Annotated in this window: 14 protein-coding genes; 9 read left to right on the plus strand and 5 right to left on the minus strand. The window is 48.3% G+C overall.

Translation table 11 applies throughout. From position 1 onward, the window contains the following. The coding region (locus AC1DUA_RS07660) for an HAD-IIB family hydrolase (RefSeq protein WP_477499162.1) at nucleotides 1-409 on the minus strand (409 nt) is incomplete at its 3' end. A gap of 121 nt (nucleotides 410-530) precedes the next feature. On the opposite strand from AC1DUA_RS07660, the gene AC1DUA_RS07665 reads away from it, so the two are divergent. Continuing rightward, a complete protein-coding gene (locus AC1DUA_RS07665; RefSeq protein WP_477499163.1) occupies nucleotides 531-1232 on the plus strand; it encodes a DNA alkylation repair protein in 702 nt (233 codons plus the stop codon). Nucleotides 1233-1259: 27 nt separating this feature from the next. Then, complete coding sequence (locus AC1DUA_RS07670; RefSeq protein WP_477499164.1) at nucleotides 1260-2102, plus strand: helix-turn-helix domain-containing protein; 843 nt, start codon at nucleotides 1260-1262, stop codon at nucleotides 2100-2102. A 63-nt stretch (nucleotides 2103-2165) separates the two neighbouring features. Here AC1DUA_RS07670 and AC1DUA_RS07675 read toward each other — a convergent pair whose 3' ends face one another. Then, a complete protein-coding gene (locus AC1DUA_RS07675) occupies nucleotides 2166-4058 on the minus strand; it encodes a rhamnogalacturonan lyase (protein WP_477499165.1) in 1893 nt (630 codons plus the stop codon). A 360-nt stretch (nucleotides 4059-4418) separates the two neighbouring features. Between AC1DUA_RS07675 and add the strand changes: the two genes are divergently transcribed. The 6 genes from add to AC1DUA_RS07705 all read left to right on the plus strand — a co-directional run bounded on the left by add (nucleotide 4419) and on the right by AC1DUA_RS07705 (nucleotide 10380). Continuing rightward, entirely contained in the window at nucleotides 4419-5471 is a 1053-nt protein-coding gene (gene add / locus AC1DUA_RS07680; RefSeq protein ID WP_477499166.1) for an adenosine deaminase, read from the plus strand. 424 nt (nucleotides 5472-5895) lie between these two features. Continuing rightward, nucleotides 5896-8136: a heavy metal translocating P-type ATPase gene (locus AC1DUA_RS07685; RefSeq protein WP_477499167.1), complete on the plus strand. Its 2241-nt coding sequence runs from the start codon at nucleotides 5896-5898 to the stop codon at nucleotides 8134-8136. Between the two features lie 83 nt (nucleotides 8137-8219). Next, nucleotides 8220-8549, plus strand: coding sequence for a metal-sensitive transcriptional regulator (locus AC1DUA_RS07690; protein WP_477499168.1), 330 nt, complete (start codon nucleotides 8220-8222; stop codon nucleotides 8547-8549). Nucleotides 8550-8589: 40 nt separating this feature from the next. Then, nucleotides 8590-8793, plus strand: a complete 204-nt coding sequence (locus AC1DUA_RS07695; protein WP_477499169.1) for a copper ion binding protein — start codon at nucleotides 8590-8592, stop codon at nucleotides 8791-8793. Continuing rightward, nucleotides 8790-9590, plus strand: a complete 801-nt coding sequence (locus AC1DUA_RS07700; RefSeq protein ID WP_477499170.1) for a hypothetical protein — start codon at nucleotides 8790-8792, stop codon at nucleotides 9588-9590. Before AC1DUA_RS07695 ends, AC1DUA_RS07700 begins: the two co-directional genes overlap by 4 nt. 37 nt (nucleotides 9591-9627) lie before the next feature. Next, entirely contained in the window at nucleotides 9628-10380 is a 753-nt protein-coding gene (locus tag AC1DUA_RS07705; RefSeq protein ID WP_477499171.1) for a (S)-benzoin forming benzil reductase, read from the plus strand. A 96-nt stretch (nucleotides 10381-10476) separates the two neighbouring features. Here the strand turns inward: AC1DUA_RS07705 and mscL are convergent, their stop codons facing one another. Continuing rightward, a complete protein-coding gene (gene mscL / locus AC1DUA_RS07710) occupies nucleotides 10477-10944 on the minus strand; it encodes a large-conductance mechanosensitive channel protein MscL (protein WP_477499172.1) in 468 nt (155 codons plus the stop codon). 84 nt (nucleotides 10945-11028) lie between these two features. Beyond that, nucleotides 11029-11883 (minus strand): pyridoxal phosphate-dependent aminotransferase, encoded by an 855-nt coding sequence (locus AC1DUA_RS07715; RefSeq protein ID WP_477499175.1) that lies wholly within the window; start codon nucleotides 11881-11883, stop codon nucleotides 11029-11031. Nucleotides 11884-12088: 205 nt separating this feature from the next. On the opposite strand from AC1DUA_RS07715, the gene AC1DUA_RS07720 reads away from it, so the two are divergent. Beyond that, nucleotides 12089-14791, plus strand: a complete 2703-nt coding sequence (locus AC1DUA_RS07720; protein ID WP_477499173.1) for an ATP-binding protein — start codon at nucleotides 12089-12091, stop codon at nucleotides 14789-14791. 82 nt (nucleotides 14792-14873) lie between these two features. On the opposite strand, the gene AC1DUA_RS07725 is transcribed toward AC1DUA_RS07720, so the two are convergent. Beyond that, nucleotides 14874-17024 carry a 5'-nucleotidase C-terminal domain-containing protein gene (locus AC1DUA_RS07725; protein WP_477499174.1) on the minus strand — a complete coding sequence of 717 codons (2151 nt, stop codon included), beginning with the start codon at nucleotides 17022-17024 and terminating at the stop codon, nucleotides 14874-14876. Nucleotides 17025-17091: the final 67 nt, after the last annotated feature.

Here is a 17091-nt window from a genome sequence, read left to right on the forward strand (position 1 = left end):
AGTCGCCGATGATATAAGGCGTTTTGGATAGACGCACGTAATTTTTAATTTTATCATTATCTTCAGCTGCATAAAGCTGGTCGCCATGGTAAAGCTGAAGATGGAGATTTCTCTTTTCGCAATAATCGAGCAGGTAGCGCGCGCTTTCGACCGGTACCATACGCTCGTACAGGACTTCCTCGTCGAGGAGATTCTTGATCGATGCGCCTTGATACGTAATGATCGGTACATTGAGCCCGATTTGATTCGCGATTTTGGCTGCGGATGGGAAGCTTCTGCCTGTCGCAATCGTTACCGTCACACCCTTAGCAACTGCCTGATGCATCGCTTTAATCGTTTCCTCAGAAATCRTCAAATCATCACGCAAAAGCGTATCGTCCAAATCAGATGCTACTAACTTGTAAGTCATGTGTTCCTCTCCGTTCCGATAGGTAGTCTATATATAAATTCTGCTTTAAGCATACCCGAATCAAGGCGGAATTGCTAGAATAAAGCGAGAGCTTTTCAGTTTAAAAGGAGGCGCGTCAACGATGTCATCATTCTATACGGACAAGCTGGAGGCTTTGCTAAGAGCGCACAGCAGCGGGGTTGATGCAGCCGCAATGTCCGCTTATATGCGCGACCAATTCCCTTTTCTTGGTATTCGCAATCCGCAGCGCGTGGCATTGACGAAACAATTCTGGAAGGAGCAAAGCTATCCCAAAGGAGCCGAAGGCATGAAGGTGGCTGAGGAGCTCTGGGCTTTGCCAGAGCGGGAATTCCATTACACGGCGCTGCAGCTGCTTACTCAGCTTCGCAAAAATGCGGAAAAAGAGCATATTGATTTGCTGGAACACATGGTCGTAACGAATTCCTGGTGGGATTCGGTGGATCCAATTGCTGACCATTTAATCGGCGTTCACTTGCAGAAGTATCCAAATCTCGTCCCGACATATGTGGAGAAATGGCTCTCGTCAGGCAATATGTGGCTGCAGCGGACAGCGATTTTGTTCCAGCTCAAATATAAGCAGCACACAGACGTGCCGCTTCTTTTTAGCTGTATTCGGCGTATGGCGGACTCGAAGGAGTTTTTTATCCGGAAGGCAATCGGCTGGGCGCTGCGTGAATACTCGAAGACGGATGCTGCTGCTGTACAGGCGTTTGTTGCTGAGACTGAGCTTTCGCCGCTTAGCGTACGGGAAGCTCTGAAGGTCATTCAGCAAAAGGAAGAGAAAGTGCGATATACTAGTTGATATCTAGGAATTGGAGGAATCCAACTCATGTCGGAATTTATGAGTTTGTCTGCCCAAGAGAACCGCACGACGATCCCTGGAAAGTTAGTATCCGGCCGCTACCGCCAGCCGTTCGGCTATCGCGTGAAGCGATCGAAAGGAACGAAGGATTTTTACCTCACGATGACGTTGCACGGCAAAGGTTTATTTCATAACGGCAACGAAACCTGTGAATGCCCCGAAAGTGAAATTACACTCATTACCCCTGGTACGCCGCATTATTATGGGACTCCGGAGCATACAATTTGGGAATTTAACTGGTGCCATTTTGTTCCCAAAGAAGATTGGCTGCCTCTGCTGCAGCTCCCTCAAACGATTAAGGGAATTCGATCTGCCCGTTTTGATAACGACAATGATTGGCATCACCTAGCGGGAGCTTTCAACAGCCTGATCCAGTATAATGAAGAATCGCATCTGTTCTCCGAAAGATTGGCCGTGAATGCATTGGAGGAAATCTTGCTCCTGATATCCAAAAATGCCCTCGAAACGCAATTTCCGATGGATTCACGCGTAGAAGAGACGATTAAGCTAATTTCGCAGCAGTATAATAAGCCTTTCAACGTGCCGGAATTAGCAGCTAGAGTTAATTTGTCGGCCTCCAGATTTGCGCATCTATTCAAAAGGCAGACTGGTGAATCCGTCATGGAAATGTTAAATAAAACCCGCCTTCGGCAGTCTAAAAAACTGCTTGAGACAACCTCTCTATCCATTGCGGAAATTGCTGAGGAAGTAGGGTTTAACCATCCATTTTACTTTTCACGGCAGTTTGCTGCTTTTTATGGCACGCCTCCGGCTGTCTTTCGAAAACATATACGCCTTACCATGCATTGAAAAAAGGGGCTGCCTCCAAAGTAGTATAGTCTACTTTCGAGACAGTCCCTTATTGCCCTGTATTTATGGAGTTACGTAGATATTCGGTTGGGTTGGCGTCGCCATACCTGTTCCGAGATAATAACTCGTATGCGGCGGCTGGTTGTAAGCTACATTCTGCCAAGCAATATCCAGACGATAAAGCGGATCATGCATTAAAGTCCATAGGCGGGTGCTAGTCTCGTAAGGAGTAGCATAGATGCGCAGCGCGGAGCTATCCGACTTCCGCCAAATGGCCTCCTCACGCCAATCTCCCAGAATGTCGGCCTGCAAGCTGGGGTTCCCTTTTGTCCCATTGTTGGAATAAGTGCCTGTTGCGGTTAAAAGAGTCGTTGTATTAAGGCTTGTATAATTCCACTTATCAATTCTGCCTACCCCATTGGTGCCATCCCAATTATGATCCAGCAGCTCACGAGAGACATCGCCGTCCCACCAGATGCCGTAGTTAATGGAAGAGGGCACGGTGGAGCTGATTTTGGTGCCGTTGATTTGGTACAGTCCGACACTATTGCTCGCCCAGACCTCTTCACCAGCATATCTCGGATCAATATCGGCAGACATGCCTCTTCCGGTGTCAGCACCTGTATGCACGCCCCACCGTACCGCGCCGGTGCCTGCATTCCAGACAGCTGCTCCATAGGTAGCGCTTGTGTTTTCCATAACCTTAAATACTTCAAGCCCCGGGTTATTCGGATCTAGATCACCGACATGAAGTGCATCACCATGGCCTAGCGCTGTGTTATATTTCCTCGCACCGTTATCGTCTACCGTCATGGCGCCGTATATGATTTCGTCTTTCCCGTCTCCATCGACATCAGCTGCGGTCAGGTTGTGGTTCCCCTGGCCAGCATAGGCCGAGTTCCCGGAAGCGTTGCTGTCAAAGGTCCACAGTTTGGAAAGCGTTCCGCCCCGCCAATTGTAAGCCACGAGCACACTGCGTGTGTAATAGCCGCGGGCCATCACCAGGCTTGGTTTCTCCCCGTCCAGATAGGCGATCGTTGCCAGAAAGCGATCTACCCGGTTGCCGTACGTATCGCCCCAATCCCCAACCGTACCGCGCGGCGGATCGTAGCTCGTAGTCGTCAATATTTTGCCTGTCGGTCCAGCAAAAATGGTTAAGAATTCAGGCCCAGTCAGGACTCGGCCTACTGAATTGCGATAGTCGGCGGTTGAGCTGCCTATCACTGTCCCTGTGCCATCCTTCGTACCGTCTGCCGTTTTCATGGCAACTTCAGCTTTCCCATCCCCGTCCAAATCATAGACCATAAATTGCGTATAATGAGCGCCTGCCCGAATGTTTTTCCCCATAGAAATTCGCCATAAGCGAGTTCCATCCAGTTTATAAGCATCGACAAACACCTCACCCGTATATCCATCTTGCGAGTTGTCTTTGGAGTTAGAGGGGTCCCATTTCAAAACAATTTCATACTGTCCATCGCCATCCAAATCGCCGACACTCGCATCATTGGCATTGTAGGTATAGTTTACCCCGTCTGGAGTTGTGCCGCCTGCCGGTCTTTGAAGAGGGACATCCAAATAATTATTTGCCCAAGGTGTCGCAGCAACGGATGCCGCTTGCTCGACGCCGCCTACGACGGCACGAACCGTATAACTCGAACTTGTAGTTCCTGTGTTGTCTTGATAGTTTGTGCTGGTTGTAAGGGGGGAAGCGTTGAGCTTAACACCGTTGCGGTATATGTTGAAAGATGTACTAGCTGCCTCAGTACCCAGGAGCCTCCAGCTCACAAGCACGCCGGTTGATACTTTGACGGCTACCAGACCCCGGTCGAGCTTCTCCATTTGTCGGGCTACTGCTGCATGCGCTGTGGGTGCTTGGATGCCGAAGGACGAGATGAGGAGAGAGCCTAGTGTAACATAACAGGCAGTTCGTATTAGACGTTTCACATGTTTAAACATTTCTACAACCTCCTTGGATCGTCGAATGTTATTGCAATTGTGCATGTCCGCGATGCGGGATATTTCGCTTGTATCCTCCTTCCTAATCGTGGATGCGCTTACATATAAAATTATACCTTGTAGAGGATCGAGATTTTAATGCAGACAATGGCTAACTTTCTATACAATACTGCTCTTTGGAAAAAAAGAGTTTAAGTCACAGTTGCGTCATAAAATATAACACATATATTATAATGATAAAATTTTGTTATATATATTGACATATAAGTGACATTGGATTAAAGTTAGTAAAATTCTTTGTAGCGGCATACAGAAGTAGGTGCCTGCTCAAACCAATAATAACGAAGGGAATGATGGAAGATGGCATACAATCGGACGCATGATTGGCTAACGCGACTGCCTAAAGTTGATCTTCATTTGCACTTGGATGGGAGTGTGAAKCCGGAAACGATTCTGGAGCTTGCCCTTGATCAAGGCATCGATCTTCCCGTGTACAATAAAGAAGATTTGATACCACATATGCGTGTAGGCGAGGAATGTGGCAGTCTCATCGAATACTTGAGTAAATTTGATTTTACGACTCGTTTTATGCAATCGGGTGAAGCTTTGGAGCGGGTTGCCTACGAGGTTGCTCAGCAATCGGCAGAACATAACTGCAAATATGTGGAGGTGCGTTTTGCACCGCAGCTGCATCGGAATAACGGTTTGACTGTGGAAGAAACGATTCATTATGTCGTAGAAGGGATGAGGCGCGGACAACGGGATTTTGGCGTGAGAGCCGGTGTTATTGCGATCTGCATGAGAAATCATTCCTGCGAAAGCAACTTGGAAGTGATTCGGGCGGCAGCAGAGTTTGTCGGTAAAGGCGTAGTCGCCGTCGACTTAGCAGGTGATGAGGCTTCCTATCCGCCGGAATGGTTCCGGGAGGTTTTTGCGGAGTCGAGCCGACTCGGAATCCCTGTTACCATACATGCCGGAGAGGCGGCAGGCGCGATGAATGTGTACGAAGCCGTTACGAATCTCGGCGCGGTGCGCATCGGGCATGGTGTCAGGCTGAACGAGAACAGCGACATTTTGGAAATGGTCAAAGACCGCCGCATCCCGCTCGAAATGTGCCCGATCAGCAACATCCAAACGAAGGCCGTTTCCGGTTGGGAAGCTTACCCGATCCGAGAATACTTGGAGCGAGGGCTTCTCGTCACGATCAATACGGATAATCCGAGCGTYTCGGGGACGGACATTACGAATGAATACCGTGTGCTGTCCGACCGTTTTGGCTTCACGGAGCCTGAACTTGTTAGGCTGGTGATGAATGGGGTAGAGGCCGCGTTTATGGATGAAAGCGATAAGTTGTTGTTGCGGCGGGAAATGGAAGCGGAGATTCACAACTTGGGAATGAGTTTGCTGAGCTGAAGCGGCGAAATAAATAGTAAGGCCTGACGGAGATTGACCCGTCAGGCCTTTATTTTTGCTGACGAGCTGGGAACTACAGTCCCCTATTCCTCGGGAAATGTACATTTTCCACATGTAATGGGAACTACGATCCGTTATTTAAGCATTTAATCCAGAAATGTGCCATTGAAGCCGAAATTAGACCCTGTAGTTCCGTTCAAATAGGAAAGTAGTTCATATAGCCTCAAATAGAGGATTCCAGTTCCCTTAAGTATAGCCTGAACGAAATTGTCGCTAGTTTTTTGAAAATTGTTAATGGCTGGTGAAGTGGAAGTTGGTTATATGGGTAAAATATTGTGATAAGAGCAAGCAGGATTCACTTGACAATATAGGGTAGGGGGGTATACTATATAAACAAATACCACACTGTGAGGTGATAATCCCTATGAGCACCGAATCTACACGACAGCTCCAACCCACCCAATCGACCGCGACGGTTGATTTCGATATTAAAGGAATGACCTGTGCTGCATGCGCAACCAGAATTGAAAAAGGGCTGAGCAAAATGCCCGGTGTAGCACAAGCATCCGTCAACCTGGCTATGGAAACTGCTCGTATCGCATATCAACCTTCGGAGGTAACGCCGGAGGATATGCAAGCACGAGTTGCCAAGTTAGGCTACGAAGCAGCTCGCAAAAGAGAACAGGCGGAAACCAGCGAGCATCGCGCGAAAGAGATGCAGAAGCATAAGCGCAAGCTGTGGATTTCAGCCATACTTTCTTTCCCGTTGTTATGGGCGATGGTTAGCCACTTCTCCTTCACTTCGTGGATTTGGCTGCCGGAGCTGCTCATGAATCCATGGGTGCAGCTGGCGCTCGCGACACCCGTCCAGTTTATCATTGGGCGCCAATTCTACATTGGTGCCTACAAAGCGCTTACTAATAAAAGCGCCAATATGGATGTGCTCATTTCGCTGGGAACATCAGCCGCGTACTTTTACAGCTTGTATCTGACGTTCCAGTGGGCAGGTCAAAGTGATCATCATCATGCGCCAGAGCTATATTATGAAACTAGCGCCATCCTCATCACACTCGTCATTCTTGGAAAATGGTTCGAAGTTCTCGCCAAAGGGCGCACCTCGGAAGCCATTAAATCTCTGATGGGTCTGCAGGCCAAAAGTGCCTTAGTCATCCGTGATGGGCAAGAAATCAGCATTCCGCTGGAAGAAGTAATTCCTGGGGATGTCGCTATCGTGAAACCGGGTGAGAAGATTCCGGTGGACGGTACGGTTTTACAAGGACTTTCCTCGGTTGATGAGTCCATGCTGACAGGTGAAAGCCTGCCGGTTGAGAAACGCGAAGGCGATAAAGTGATTGGCGCAACGCTGAATAAGAATGGTGTACTCCGAATACAAGCGACCAAGGTTGGGCGTGACACCGTGCTGTCGCAAATCATCAAAGTCGTTGAAGAAGCGCAGGGGTCGAAGGCACCGATTCAGCGTGTGGCGGACGTAATTTCGGGGATTTTTGTCCCGATTGTCGTAGGGATTGCCCTCATCGCCTTCGTCCTGTGGTACTTCYGGTTTGATCCGGCTAACTTCGCTGGCGCACTGGAAAAAACAATCGCGATCCTCGTTATCGCATGCCCTTGCGCATTGGGCTTGGCAACGCCGACCTCCATTATGGCGGGGTCCGGACGGGCAGCGGAATTAGGCATTTTGTTCAAAGGTGGCGAACATTTGGAAGCAGCTCATCACCTAGACGTTGTAGTTTTGGATAAGACGGGCACAGTAACCAAAGGGAAACCACAGCTTACAGATATCCAAACGCATACGGACCAAACAACGTTTCTTCGCTTCGTCGGAGCAGCAGAGCGCAGTTCGGAACATCCGCTAGCTGATGCTATCGTCCAAGGAATATTACCTTCCATTCCATTGTTGCCGGAAGCCACGAACTTCAGAGCCATTCCTGGCTTTGGATTGGAGGCCCAAGTGGAAGGCAGTCAGGTCGTCATCGGGACACGAAGACTGCTTACTGAGAAGGGGATCGATATAGCGGAGGCGCTGACAGATATGGAACGTTTAGAGAACGATGGCAAAACAGTTATGCTGGCAGCCATTGACGGCGCATATGCCGGATTCGTTGCTGTGGCGGATACAATCAAGGAAACATCGCAGGAAGCGGTAGCCCGTTTGGAAGCGATGGGTATTGGGGTCATCATGATCACAGGGGATAATGCACGTACGGCAAAAGCAATTGCCCAGCAAGCTGGCATCAAGCAGGTTTTGGCGGAGATTTTGCCGGAAGGGAAAGCGGCAGAAGTGAAAAGATTGCAAGCGGAGGGTTTCCGCGTCGCAATGGTCGGCGATGGCATCAACGATGCGCCAGCGCTTGCAATGGCAGATATCGGCATGGCCATGGGGACAGGAAGTGACGTAGCCATGGAGGCGGCGGATGTGACATTAATGCGCGGCGATTTGAACTCCATTGCTGACGCCATTGAAATGAGCAGACGGACGATGCGCAATATTAAGCAAAATCTGTTCTGGGCTCTTGGCTACAACACGATTGGCATCCCAATCGCTGCTTTAGGCCTGCTCGAACCTTGGGTAGCAGGAGCTGCTATGGCGCTAAGTTCTGTTTCTGTCGTGCTGAATGCTCTTCGACTGCAAAGGGTTAAACTTTGAGAGAAGGACATTCCAAAGGATTGACAATATACGGGATGGGGGTATGATAAGTAGTAAAAACAGCCCTTAAAGGAGACAGCCCAATGAACAAGGAATTGGATACGGAAGTGGGCCACTGCGGCTTGGATGAACAGGAGCGGAAGAGCCATCATTCCGATAAACTCAAAGCGGATTTAACGAAGCGTTTGAACCGCATTGAAGGTCAAGTTCGCGGGGTCAAAGGTTTGATCGAGAAAGATACGTATTGCGATGATGTTTTGCATCAAATTGCCGCGATTCAGTCGGCACTTAATGGCGTGGGGAAACTGCTGCTAGCCGGCCACCTCAAAAGCTGTGTCGTCGAACGTATCCAGGAGGGCGACATGGATGTCGTCGATGAACTGCTCAAAACCATGAATACCCTAATGAAATAAAGTTGAAATCAAAACTAAATCCATTGAAGGAGTGAATGTCATGTCCAGTATTATTTTAAAAGTAGAAGGTATGTCCTGTAATCACTGTGTGAATACCGTTGAGAAAGCAATGAAAGAGCTTGGGGCTGAGGGGAAAGTAAACTTAGCAGGCAAATTAGTCGAAGTGGAGTACGATGAAAGCAAGTTGAGTGTGGAAGCGATCAAAGAAGCAATTGAGGAGCAAGGCTATGATGTGGTGCAATGAGAATACCGAGTCTAATCTTGTTGTCATTGGCACTTTTTCTGAGCGGGTGCGGAAAGTCGCAGACCATGGATCATTCGGTACACAGTAGCGGCCATGAAGCGGGGAGCTCAGCGGAGCAGATTCAGGCGATCTTTCAAGCACCTCAGGCGAAGGCCAAAGAAGAGACAACGGTGACGATTCAGATTCAAGATAGTGGCGGTAAGCCGATTGACGATTTTGACCTGAATCATGAGAAGAAGATGCATCTCATCGCGGTGAGCAAAGATCTTTCTTATTACAGGCATCTGCATCCGGAGTACAAAGGAAAAGGTCTATTCACGGTATCGACGCAGTTTCCCTCGGGCGGGGATTACAGGCTTTTTGCAGATTTTAAACCAAGCGGGAAAGAGAACCTGGTCAAAAGTTACACCTTGACTGTACAAGGGGACGCAGCGCCACCAGTGGCCATTGAACCAGAGGGGGCTTGGACCAAGACCATAGATGGCAATGAAGTGACTCTAAATATCGATCATCTTATGGCAGGGATGGAGCTCAATCTAACCTATACCTTTAAGGATGCAGCTACAAAAACACCTATTCAAGATTTGCAGCCGTACTTAGGGGCTGTCGGCCATGTTGTTATCCTGGACGCGAATGCGGATCAATACTTGCATGTCCATCCGACCGATGAGAAATCAACGGGGCCAGAAGCCAAGTTCATGACGACGTTCCCCAAAAGCGGAGTCTACAAAATCTGGGGAGAATTTCAGCGTGGCGGTAAGGTGTTCACGGTCCCATTTGTTGTCAAAGTTCCTTAAGCTGCACCCTATACTCTATTTAAAAGGAGCCGGTCACATGCCTGCCTATATCATCACGGGGGGCTCCAAAGGCCTCGGAGCTGAGCTTGCGAGGCAGCTCCTGCACCAAGGCGCCGCGGTTCACTGCGTGTCGCGCGGCGAAAGCCAGAGCCTCCGCCAAGAGGCGTCAAGCATGAAAGGTGACTACACCTTTCATGCTTACGACTTGGCGCAAACAGACGGCCTGGATTCGCTTATGGAGCGAATCCTTGGCCAGGTTGATCGAGCGGATGCCATCACGCTCATCAACAACGCGGGTCAGCTCGAGCCGATGACGTTCATCGGCCGAGCTGACCAAGGAGACCTGCAGCGGAGTCTGCAGGTCAATCTCGTCGCGCCCACGCTGCTGACGAACAGCTTCATTCGGCAGACGCAGTCGCTGCCGGTCAAGAAGCGGGTCGTCCATATCTCCTCGGGCGCAGGCAAAAAGCCCTATCCCGGCTGGGGGGCGTATTGCACCGCCAAGGCCGGGCTTGATATGCTGACGCGGTGCATTGGCGTCGAGCAGATAGAGCAGCCCTACCCGGTGGAGGTGATCTCCGTTGCACCGGGGGTGGTGGATACCGAGATGCAGCGGGAGATTCGCGCTGCATCTGAAGAGAACTTCCCGCAGCTGAACCGGTTCGTGAAGCTGCATACGGACGGCGAGCTGCAGTCGCCTGAAGCTACAGCGGCGCAGCTTCTGGAGCTGCTGCAGGGAGATGCTTTCACGCAGGGCGAGATTGCCGATCTGCGCACAAAAAGGAGTTAAGCGGCTGATAAGCGCTTAACTCCTTTTATCGTTCATGTCTATCATTCATGTTTATCATTCATGTCTATCATTCATCTCTATGCTTTGCGAGAACGCCTACTGAATACTTCCTGACACAGACGGTCCGGATGACAACTCAGATGTACAGTATTTGCAGCGGGTTGCTTGTGCTGGAATATCTGACAAGCAGTGCGGGCAAGATTTTGTCGCAGGAGCTTTTTCTTTCGGCTCTTCTTTCTTGCGGAACTTGGACAATTGTTTAATAACAATAAAAATGACGGCAGCAACAATTAAAAAGTCTAAGAAAGTAGAAATAAAGGCCCCATACTTTAGAACCGGTGCTTTATCTTCGACAGATTGAGCAAGGTTATCATAGTGTTTACCATTCAAGGATATGAAAAGCTCATTAAAGTTCACTCTGCCCAGCAGTAATCCGATAGGCGGCATGATCACATCATTGACGATGGATGTAATGACTTTTCCGAAAGCTCCCCCGATAATAACCCCCACCGCTAGATCGACCATATTCCCTTTAAAAGCAAAATCTTTAAATTCCTTCAGCATAGCGAACCTCCAACAAACTGCATTTTTTGCATTGTAGCATATTTTGTCGCTGTCGAACAATGAGTTGGATGCTCGCGCAATTGTTTAATCCTTCTGGGCAGATAGGAGTTGCTGTTCCTTGGACTCCTGCAGCACCTCGCGTAGGGCGCTAATCAGCGCTTGATGATCATCAGGAGTTCCTATTGAAATCCTCACATGGTTGGGTAAGTTCCACGCGCCTGCATATCGCAGGATAACGCCTTTTCTCATTAATTGATCGTAGATAGATTTCGCATCAGGGCCAAGCTCGACGAGTACGAAATTACTCATGCTGCGCGTGAATTTGAATCCTAACTCCTGCAGACTTTCATAGAGCCGCTCTCTGCCGAGGGTATTAATTTCTCGTGTTGCTTCGAGATGAGCATCGTCCTGAATGGCAGCTGCTGCGCCGACTTGTGCTAAGGCGTTTACGTTGAAAGGCTCTTTAACCTGACGAATATTGTGCAAAATGCTTGCAGAAGCAATGCCATACCCAACACGAATGCCAGCTAAGCCATAAATTTTGGAAAAAGTTTGAGTGACGATAAGGGGATATCCCTGACGTACCAGCTCAAGCCGATTGGCGCCAAATTCATATTCACTGAAGGTTGGAGAGGGCACGATCACCTCGTCGCCTTCCTCTAAGAACGTTTCGGATAAAAGAGTAATGAGCTCATCGGCACCATTGGTGACAAGGACTTGCTCGGGCTGAACCTCCAACTTGCTGGCAATAGCGTGGCAGAGATCAATCGTGTCAGCATCGGGATAGCGATGAATATCTGTTAAATAGGATTGAATGGCTGAAGTAGCTAATGGCGACGGACCAATGGGGTTCTCGTTGGAAGCGAGTTTGGTCACCTTGTCGATGCCTAATTCCCGCTGGACTTCCCAAATGGGCTTGCCGGGAGAATAAGGCTTCATGCGAGACAGAACGCCGCGTGGACGTATGTTGTCAGTTGTGCGATTGATCAAAAGTATCACTCCTAGAAATATATTTACTTTAGTTAAATAATACATTAACTTGGTAAAGTAGTAAAGTATAAAAAATCCCATATCCCAACTTTTAGGAGAGTAGTATAATACGTAAAGATGCGTAATACGACGTTAAGGAGAGGACACTGCAAGGATGGGGAAAAAGAAGAGGTTTGGTATCCGATCCAAAATCATGCTTGGCTACATTTTCATTTTCGCCTGTATTAGTGTTGTATTCACACTAGTGATTAATCAAGTGACCTCGATGCAAACAGATAGAAATTATATCATTGAGCATGATTTTGCCGTCCATAGTGAAATCAACAGCATCGAGAAATATGTGATGGATATGGAAAGCGGGCAACGAGGTTATCTGATAACCGGAGATCCTGCTTACCTTGAACCGTACCGCAACGGAGAGACCAGCTGGCGGCAGTCCTACATGAAGCTGAGCCAACTTACACAGGAAAATGCTGTCCAGGAACAAAGTTTACAAACGATCAAAAAGTCCATAGAAGGCTGGATCATGCAGCTTGACGGGGCGACAGGTCCAATGATGAAAAGGGAGCAAGGTCCAGGCATATATACCGTTAATCCTTACGACTTTTATCTGGGCAAGCAAAATGTGGAGGATATCCGCACTCAGCTCGATCGTTTCCGGGATATTGAGATAGCGCTTACGAAAGATAGAGCCAAGCTATTAGATGATCAGAACAGGATGTTCACGAGATCCTTGTTTATTATGTTGACCCTGCTGCTTATTTTTTCTTTAACAACTGCACTCTTGATATCGCAGTCGATTGTTGGAACGATTAAGCAGGTGACCAAAAGCATTTTGAAATTAAGCTCATTCAAGAGAGACTACTCACAGCGCATCCATGTCACAATGAACGATGAAGTGAAGGATCTCGCTGAGGCAACGAATATGCTTTTAGAGAATCAAGAGGAGATAGAATGGCAGCAGCGCAAGCTTGCGGAAGTGGTTCATATGCTTCAAGGCATATCGGATATAGAAACGCTAGGTTCGTCCTTTATTAGTAAAGCCGCTGAGCTTTTTGGTGCATCCTTCGGTCTCTTTTACCTTCGTTCTACCCATAAGGGCAAGGTTACAATGGAGAAAATTGCGGCATACGCCATGATGGATAACGAGAATGACATCGGGATTCATCGATTTCATTTGGGGGAAGGGCTAGTCGGTCAATGCGCGCTGGAGAAGCGAATGTTCCATTTCATGAATGTGCCTGATCATTATGTCAAAATAACGTCAGGGCTCGGCGCTGTGAAAGCGCAAAGCGTGCTGATTGTGCCGATTTTACATCATCATGAAGTGATTGCGGTTATGGAATTAGCCAGCTTAAATAAGTTTACCCATCAACATATGGAACTTCTCGAAGATATTCTAGACGTTCTTGGAACCATTGTTCATAGTGTGCAAACGCGAGTGGAAGTGGAGAGGCTTCTCCGGGAATCTCAACTCATGACGGAAGAGCTGCAGATTCAAACGGAAGAGCTCCAAAGCCAGCAGGAAGAGCTGCATATGACGAATGAACAGTTAGAGGAGCATAATCGATGTGCGGATGAAAGATCCAAGGAGCTTGAGCGTATCAAGGTGGCTCTCGAAGAACATGCTGTACAGCTGCAGCTAAGTTCTCGATATAAATCGGAGTTTCTGGCTAATATGTCACATGAATTTCGGACACCGCTTAACAGCGTGCTTATTTTATCCCAAATGCTGCAAGAAAATAAGATGGGGAACTTGGGCGTTGATGAGCAGGAATATGCTCGTGTGATCCATTCCTCGGGAACCGATCTACTGCTGCTAATTGACGATATTCTCGATTTATCCAAAGTGGAGGCTGGCAAGCTGGACATCCATATTGGGGAGATGAATGTAAGAGAACTCCCTAAGCTCATTCAGAGTCAATTTGCCAAGGTAGCTGAACAGCGCAATCTTACCTTGAACATTGAGTTGGAATTCCCGGTGCCGGAGCACTTTTATACGGACGAGCAGCGACTCAGTCAAATTTTGAAAAACTTGCTGTCCAACGCGTTTAAGTTTACGCATGAGGGCAGTGTTCATGTGAGCATCAAGCGGTGTGAGGCAGAGCAAGTCGCTCAGGTGCTGACTTCTGCTAACCCTGATCAAGTCCTTGCCATTTCCGTTAGAGATACGGGGATCGGCATTCCTCTTGATAAGCAGGCGCTAATTTTCGAACCCTTCCGGCAAGCCGACGGCACGACCAATCGGAAGTACGGGGGGACTGGCCTTGGCCTCTCCATCTCACGCGAACTAGCGGGACTGCTTGGCGGGGACATCGGAATGAGCAGCGAAGAGGGAGTGGGAAGCACGTTTACGGTTTACATCCCATCCTTGGAGCCGGGGGTCAGTGAATTTCAACCGGCATGGGAGGAAGCGGCAGCAACCTATGAGACCACTCCAGCCAAGCAGGAAGAACCTTCTCTTATTTTGGCAGAGCCCAATATTTTGCGGGGAAGGGTTGTCTTGGTCGTTGACGATGACGTTCGAAATGTATTTGTGCTAAGCAACGCTTTTGAAAATGAAGGGATGACCGTCATCATTGCGCATGATGGGCAGGAATGTCTGGCTATTTTGCAGAAGGAGCCGCAGATTGATATCATCCTTATGGATATGATGATGCCCGTGATGGATGGCTATGAAGCCATGCGTATGATTAGAAAAGATGAACGCAATGAACATCTGCCGATCATTGCAATAACGGCTAAAGCGATGAAACAGGACCGTGACATTTGCCTGCAAGCAGGCGCTTCCGACTACATCAGCAAGCCACTGAATTTAAACCAATTATTGTCTCTTATCCGAGTTTGGCTAGCGTAATCAAAAAGGTCTTTGATTTCTCCCATGAGGGATTGATCAAAGACCTTTTATTATTTAACGGGATTAATGAATAAATAAGTGCTTATTTCTTAAGATCCAAGCGTACGTCACGTCCGTCGTCCTGTACGGATAACTCTTTACCTGCCGCTTTCAAGGAGTTCGCGTAGCTTACCCAAGCATCTAGCATGATTGCGCCATCTTTCCAATCTTTCACTTCACCGAACACCGTAAAGCCATCACCGCTGCCTGTTGCCATGAAATCATTCGTCGTCACTTTGAACGTGCGGTCTGTGTTGAACTTGCCGTCCACATAGATCGGTGTACCGTCTACTAGCGTGATTTTGGAATATTTCTCGCCAAGAGGTTTGGTGCTGTCCCACTCGACTTTAAGACCGGAGAATTGAATAGCAGGAAGATTCGTATACTTGTCCGTTACTTCCAATGCTTTTTTGATTTGCTCGGCTGTCATTGTGCCTGTCACATTGTAGTTGCCGAAAGGGAATACTTCAAACATTTCCCCATAAGTTAGATCACCTTTATCTACATCGGCACGGATACCACCAATGTTAGTGAAGGCGATATCGGATTTCTCAGTAGCGCGCATAGCATCCGTGATGCTGTTGCCCAGTTGCGAAGCGCCATCACGATCTACGCCGCCATTGCTATCGAAACGGAACGATTTGCGTCCAAGCGGTTCAGCGACAACGACTTCAACTTCACTGGATTTTGTTGCAATTTTCGCTTTGTAGTCTTCTACTGTTTGGTGAATTTTCTCGTCAGCTGTTGTTAGGTTCGTGTAGGTTTCTAGCAAGCTTGCGTTCGATGAAACGACCTGTTTTGTGGTTTTGTCTACAAATAGTTGAATGTGACCAACCGCGTACAACCAGCTTTGCGCTTCTACAACAGGGATGCCGTTCACGATTCCGGAAACACGCATGTGGGAGTGTCCACCGACGATCGCATCCAGTGTACCGTTGCCTGTACCTTTTGCCAGATCTGCAAGCTCGCTGATGATTTCAGCGGATTTTTGGTTCTGCTCACCAGGTAGGTGGGAAGTAACCATAATGATGTCAACGCCTTTGGCGCGCAGTTCAGCTGACAACTCTTTGGCTAAAGGAACCGGATCCACGAAGGAAAGCCCTTCAATGTTAGTTGACTTGGTCGTTGACGTTGTTTGTGGAGTCGCGAAGCCGATGATACCGATCTTTAGTCCATCTTTTTCAACGATTACGTAAGGTTGTGTCCAATCTACGCGCTTGCCTGTTGTCGTGTCGATAATGTTAGCGCCTAGAATAGGGAATTTCGCATTCTTAATGTTATTAATTAAAACGTCACGGCCAAAATCAAACTCATGGTTTCCGATGGCGGCAGCATCGTAGTTTACTTGAGCCATTGTATCCATGACGGATTGACCATTGGTCGTATTCGAAATAAGCGTGCCTTGCCAAGCGTCTCCGCCGTCCACCACAACAGTGCCTTCAGGATTAACAGTACGGAAATCGGTGACGATCCCGCCAACGGTTTCAATACCGCCTTGACCTTGGTTGCGCTTTTTATCAAATCCAACTTCGATTTTACCGTGAATATCATTTGTAGTTAAAATATCAACGACCTTAAATAAAACCGGCTTAAGCGCCTTAGCGACTTCATCGCGTGTAACGGCAGCCGTCGGGTTGAAGTTTCCATCGAGTGTCGGGCTGAAAATTCCGCTGATGACAGCATATGCGACATAAGGGCGGGATTCTTTTGCAATCGAATCAGCGTCCTTGAAGTAGTTCAGAACATTCTCATTCACGCTTGGCAGCTTACCGCCAGTCACCACTTTCACGATTAACTCAGCAAGCTCTTGGCGAGTGACTGCAGCATCTGGGTGGAACGTACCATCAGCGAACCCGCTGATCAGCTTCGCTGCAACTGCGTTGGTAACAGCTTGCCTCTGCCAATTGGCTAGGTCAGTGAAAGTGACAGAAGCGGGATCTGCGCTTTTCAATTTAGCTGCACGGTTGATCATTGTGGCAACCTCAGCACGTGTAGCCGGGTTAACACCGCGGTAGTCGGTATCTCCGTAGCCTTCGATGGCACCGTTATCGATGGCAAGACGCATATCTGACTTCATAGTGGTAGAAGATGCGGGTGCTGCTGTGTCTGCAAAGGCGATACTGCCAGTAAAAGTGCTTGTAAGAGCGGTTACAAGAGCGAGTGCTGTAAGGCGAGTTTGTAATGTTTTTTTCATGTGATAAAAAGACCTCCTTCATAATAATAGAACATAGGTTAATTAACCTGTTTATTAGTATAAAGGG

The sequence above is a fragment of the Paenibacillus sp. 01T422 genome, assembly GCF_056398785.1.